Here is a 5725-nt window from a genome sequence, read left to right on the forward strand (position 1 = left end):
CTATTCAAACCAGAAAACAGACATATCATAGATAGAATACAAAAAGATGTAGATTTAAAATGGGAAAGACTTCTTAAAAGATGTGGAGAAGAAATTTAAAAGTAAAGAAATATTGTTTGTAAAAAATAGAACCTATATAGAAGAGCTGCCAAAAGGCAGCTCTTTTGCAATTATTAATAATACACTTTATAAAACCTTTTATGTTTATAAGAAATTTGTTGTACCAAATCCTATTGGTAAATTAAAGGTAATCCATATTCCAAAGAAAATAATACTTGAAATAAGAATAGTTATTGCATGAGGAATCATATATGTAATGAGGTCACCAAGACCGAATTTCTTATTATATTTATTACAGTAGATTAATATAAGAGCAAAATAGCTCATTAAAGGAGAAATTACATTTGTAGAAGAATCTCCTAATCTGTAAGCAAGCTGAGCAAGTTCTGGTGATATTCCCATTTTATAAAGCATAGGTAAAAATATTGGAGCTAAAAGAACATATTTACTAGTCATAGAACCAATGAATAAATTAGCAAAAGCACAGAAGAATATAAATGCAATAACTAATGGAATTCCAGTAAGTCCTATTTTAGAAAGGAACTTTCCTCCTTCAGCTGCAATGATAGTTCCTAACTGGCTGTAACCAAACCAAGAAATAAATATAGATGAGAAAAAACATAAAACTATAAAAGCACCGAAACCATCTAAAGCTTTAAATAATAAATTCATTAAATCTTTGTCATTTTTAATTTTACCAGATGCAACTCCATAAAATAATCCTGGAATAAAAAAGATAAAACAAATTACAGGAACTATTGCTGATAAAAGAGGACTCCACCCAAGGAGAAGAAGACCAGTATTAGGATTTCTTAATGGACCCCATGATGGAATAGATAAAAGTCCAATTACTGCAAATGAAACAGCAAATCCAATAGCTGCATATTTCAGACCCTTATTTTCTTCAATACTCAAAGAAGTATTGAAATCTTCTTCAACTTCTTCTTCTGGTAAAAATTCATTTAATTTAGGCTCAATAAATTTATCATTTACAAGTGCTACAATAAAAGTAATAAAAAATGTAAAGAAAAACATAAATACTGAGTTAGCAAGAGGAGTAACAACATAAGAGGAATCAACAATACTTATGGCAGCAGTAGAAAGCCCGCCTAAAAGAGCATCAATAGAAACAAGGCAAGCAGCAAATCCAGCTGAAGTAGCACTAAAACCTAAGAGTATACCAGCTATTGGATTTCTTTTTAATTGTTTATATAAAATACCTGCTATAGGTATTATCAGAACATAACCTATATCACCAGCAAATGATGAATTTACACCTAAAAAGGCTATAAAAAAAGATACATACTTTCCATTTATTTTTTTCATAGCTTTTTTCAGAAAACTAGGAAATAAACCAACTTCATTTAAGAAATTAAAGAATAATGAAAAGAAAAGCACTATGCCTAAAGGTTCAAAAGAAATAAAATTTTTAACTGCTGATTCAAATATCCATCTGATTCCCTCAGAGTCAAGAAGATTTCTTACAGCAAAACTTTGTAACTCTATTGCTTTAGTAGAACGGTTTATTGTTTCTATTTCTACAGATACTCCCATTTTTGAAAGAATAACAGATAAAACAGCAATAGTAATTGAAAAAATAATAAAGATAGTTACAGGATGTGGAAGCTTATTGGCAACAACAGCAATTCTCCCTAAAATCCCTTTTTTGTTTAAATTTGTTTCTGACATAATATCTCTCCTTTTACTTAATATAAGATTTTATGTAGCGATATTTATGTAGTGTATACTACAAATATACATATAAAAGTAGTAAAAGTCAATATGTATTTTTTGAAATATGCGTAAAAAGATAAAAAAGCTTTGTAAAAGTTTGATAAATTCTATTTATAAACATATAAAAATATTTTCTTAGTTTTGAAAAAAATTGAAATTAATTTCTTTAATAAATTTTGCAGTAAAAATAATATCCTAGCCATTGAATAATTATAAAAAATGAAGTAAATAATATTTAGAATATGTAATTTAATAAAATAAAAGTATTGACATAAAAATAGTAAAGTACTATAATTATATTGTGCATATGCACAATAAAGGAGGTCGTATGCCTAGAGGAAAGAAAAGAAGATGCTGTAGAGTATTGGAAAATGAAACTGTATTTAAACCAGCAGGAATTCCATTGTCAGAATTAGAAATAATAGAATTGGAACTAGATGAATTAGAAGCAGTGAGATTATCTGATTATGAAGGGAAAAGTCAGATAGAAACAGGAGAAATAATGAATGTGTCAAGGGGAACAATACAAAGATTATTAACTTCTGGAAGAAAAAAGATACTGGATAGTTTTTTAAATTCAAAAGCAATAAAATTAAAAAATACATATTCAAGCTATAAAGATGAAAAAATAAAAAATGGAGATGATGAAAATGAGTAATGAAATTTTTAAAGTTGGGTTTTCAACAAATGATGGAGCAATACTTGAAGGGCATTTTGGACATTGTAAAAAATTTGCTCTATATACTATTGAAAAAGGAAAAGCTGTAAATAAAGAAATTATAGATGCACCTGAGCATACACATGGAGCATTTCCTAAGTTTATGATTGAGCAAAAAGTAAATGTGGTTATTACTGGAGGAATGGGACAAAAAGCAATGGATACATTAAAGGCTGGTAAGATAGAAGTTATACTTGGTGCAAGTGGGAAAATTGAGGATATATTAAAAGCTTATCTTGAAGGAAATCTGGTTTCAGATGGAGCAGTGTGTGCTCATGAACATCACGAACATCATGGAGAGCATAACTGCAAGCATTAATATTAAATTATAATTTTTTAAGAGGTTGTTGTAAATTAGTGAGTTATTATACTAGTTTCAATAACCTTTTTTCTTTTTATGTAAAAATAGAAATCGTTTTATAAATTTTTACTTATTTTAGTATTTATTTTCAAGCGTCAATATAAAGAAGTATTTTATTTTTGATCATTTAAAATCTTTTTTAAATATCATGTATACCATATTATATGGAATGAAAAATTTTATAGTACTTTATATCTTTTTTATTTAGAAAAAATCTCTTAAAAAATTATAAGGAACTATAGATTTTTTAAAAATATATTTAAATTATAAATAAGTTTTTTATATATAGGTTATTCACTATAAATTTATAATTTTTAATCTTAGAGGTTATTTTAAATAAATATAGTATTTAAGATATTTTTATAGAAAAAATTATAAAATTTTTAAAGGAGTTTTTCCATATTAATTGAATATACATAATAGAATAATTGTTAAAATTTAAGGAGGTAAAAATGAAAAAAATATTTTTTTCAATGCTGGTAATATTATTTACTGCTTGTGGAGGCAGCAAGGACATAAAAGTGGATAAACTTTCTTTTCAAAAGAAAAGTGATACTTTCTCATATAATATTACAATTCCACAAATAAAAGGTTCTGGCAATAAAAGTGTAGAGGAATTAAATAAAAAATTAGCATCTGATGCAGAAGTCCTTGTAAATTCAATAGAAGAAGGGAAAAAAGGTGTATCAGAATTTTATGAAGAGGGATTTGAAACTTTTGAAAATTCTTTTGGAATGACTTCTATTCTAATAGGAACATATGGAATTTCTAAGGGAGATGCCAATGGACAAGGGTCATCTGAAAGTATTAATATAAGAAATAAAGATGGTAAACTTATTACTTTTGATGATGTTTTTACAAAAGAGGGAGAAACATATTTAAATGAACAGGTGAAAGCCGTTGTTCAAGGTAATGTCGAAAAAGTTATTTTAAATTCAAATGGAGATAAAGTTACAATGTTTTTTAATGATCCAGAAGTAAATATTAGAAATGCTTCAATGTTTTTTGAATCAGATGATGTATGTTTTTTATTTCAAAATTATGAATTAACACCACATTCTGAAGGACAACCAGTATTCAGATTCCCTAAAACAGAGATACAAAAGTTCTTACTAAAATAAGAATTACATAATATCAACAAACTCTTATGATTTAGGCACCTACAATGTAGGTGCTTAAATTTTTTATTATTTAATAAAAAAGCTGTAAAAAATAATTTTTACAGCTTTTAGTATCTTTTTATATAAAACTAGAATGGGAATTCGTCATCATCATCAAATGGAGCTTCTTCAGATTCTTTTACAGATGTTTTAGGAGCTGATGCAGGAGCAGCAGCATAGTCATGTGGCTCATAACCAGCAGAATCTCCAGAACCTTTGGCTTCTAAGAATTCTATATTTTCTACAAGTACATCATAACTTGTTCTTTTTTCTCCATTTGCTTCATATCTATTCATTTGAAGTCTTCCAGTTACTCCAACCTTTCTTCCTTTTCTTAAATATTCACCTATAAGTTCAGCAGTTTTTCCAAAAGCAACACAATTTATAAAATCAGCTTCACCTTTTTGGAATGGTCTATCTACTGCAAGTGAAAATCTAGAATATGCTTTCCCACTTTGCCCAAATTTTAATTCAGGATCTCTAGTTAATCTTCCAGTTAAAACGACTAAGTTCATTTAATAACCTCCTAATATTTTTATCTATAACAATATAATTATATCAGAAAAGTGTTTTAAAAACAATTTGATATTTAAATAAGTTTTTTAATTGATGAGAAAAAAAAATTAAAATTTCAGTTTTATAGATAAAAACATAATAAAATCACCATTTTATTAAGGTTTGGAATAAAAAAATAAAAGGAAATTTGATTTTTTTATGAATACCTAAAGTATAAAACCTAAAGAAAGATTTTGATGAAAAACAGACAAATCTGTTTCGAAGAATTTTAATTATAAAAAGGAGTGAACATAATGACAGAAAAAGAATTTTTAACTTTATATCAAAAAAAAAGAGGATTAAAAAGTCTAAATGAAGCGAAAGAAAAAGTAAATACATTCTGGGATATATTATTTGAAGCACTTGAAAAAAATGAATCTGTAAGTTTCAGAGGGTGGGGGGTATTTGAAAAGAAAGTGGTTCCTGCCAGAAGAATTATGAATATAAATACCAAGAAAATACAATATTCAACACCTAGAAAAACAGTTAAATTCAGGACAGGAAGTAATCTTTCTTTAAGAATCAATGAAGAAAAAAAATAGAGTAAATGAAAAAACAGGGAGTTTTCAATGAAGCCATTTTTTTAGACAGCTAAGAAGAAGGAAGCATTACAAATGACCTGTTTTTTTTTGTAACTGAAAAAAGGATAATATATCATGAATTTCAAATAAAAATTACCTTTAAATTAATTTTTTAACCGCAACACAAAAAACCGTTGACGGAAAAACCATTAATGGTAAAACCGTTGATGGTTTTTTGAAGACATCAGAAGATATTCTTTATAAGAAGATAATAAAAGAATAGAAGATAATAAATAATACACAGAGGGAAGAAAATTTATACATAAAAATCAGCATAAAAAAATTAGGAACTTTCACATATGAACACAAAGAGCCACATAGCTTCACTATTAATATTTCATTTCACATAGTAACATATACAGTGAGGGAGAAAATAAAGCAAAAGATAGCTGAAGAAAATCAAGTTATATTAAAATTCATAAAAAGAATAGATTCAGAATAGAGAATATAAAGACACTGGCAGATGGAATAAATAGAATCGAGGAGAGAATGACAAGAATAGAGGAACAGCTGATAAAACAATACAGAGATTAAAAAATAAAGAGTACTTTAAAAT

At 26.8% G+C, this 5725-nt stretch carries 6 protein-coding genes; 4 read left to right on the forward strand and 2 right to left on the reverse strand.

The annotated features are described in order from the left end of the window. Positions 1–204 precede the first annotated feature (204 nt). Positions 205–1749 carry an AbgT family transporter gene (locus E6771_RS15615; protein ID WP_316092266.1) on the reverse strand — a complete coding sequence of 515 codons (1545 nt, stop codon included), beginning with the start codon at positions 1747–1749 and terminating at the stop codon, positions 205–207. 373 nt (positions 1750–2122) lie between these two features. On the opposite strand from E6771_RS15615, the gene E6771_RS15620 reads away from it, so the two are divergent. The 3 genes from E6771_RS15620 to E6771_RS15630 all read left to right on the forward strand — a co-directional run bounded on the left by E6771_RS15620 (position 2123) and on the right by E6771_RS15630 (position 3994). Beyond that, a complete protein-coding gene (locus E6771_RS15620) occupies positions 2123–2452 on the forward strand; it encodes a DUF134 domain-containing protein (protein WP_316092267.1) in 330 nt (109 codons plus the stop codon). Then, on the forward strand, positions 2445–2831 hold the full coding sequence (locus E6771_RS15625; protein ID WP_316092268.1) for a NifB/NifX family molybdenum-iron cluster-binding protein: 387 nt from the start codon (positions 2445–2447) through the stop codon (positions 2829–2831). Before E6771_RS15620 ends, E6771_RS15625 begins: the two co-directional genes overlap by 8 nt. 494 nt (positions 2832–3325) lie before the next feature. Beyond that, positions 3326–3994, forward strand: a complete 669-nt coding sequence (locus E6771_RS15630; RefSeq protein WP_316092269.1) for an RsiV family protein — start codon at positions 3326–3328, stop codon at positions 3992–3994. Positions 3995–4122: 128 nt separating this feature from the next. Here the strand turns inward: E6771_RS15630 and E6771_RS15635 are convergent, their stop codons facing one another. Further along, positions 4123–4548, reverse strand: coding sequence for a single-stranded DNA-binding protein (locus E6771_RS15635; RefSeq protein WP_316092270.1), 426 nt, complete (start codon positions 4546–4548; stop codon positions 4123–4125). A gap of 294 nt (positions 4549–4842) precedes the next feature. Here E6771_RS15635 and E6771_RS15640 point away from each other — a divergent pair, with 294 nt between their 5' ends. Beyond that, entirely contained in the window at positions 4843–5130 is a 288-nt protein-coding gene (locus E6771_RS15640) for an HU family DNA-binding protein (protein WP_316092271.1), read from the forward strand. The last annotated feature ends 595 nt before the right edge of the window (positions 5131–5725 follow it).

This window comes from Fusobacterium sp., from assembly GCF_032477075.1.
GTDB lineage: Bacteria > Fusobacteriota > Fusobacteriia > Fusobacteriales > Fusobacteriaceae > Fusobacterium_A.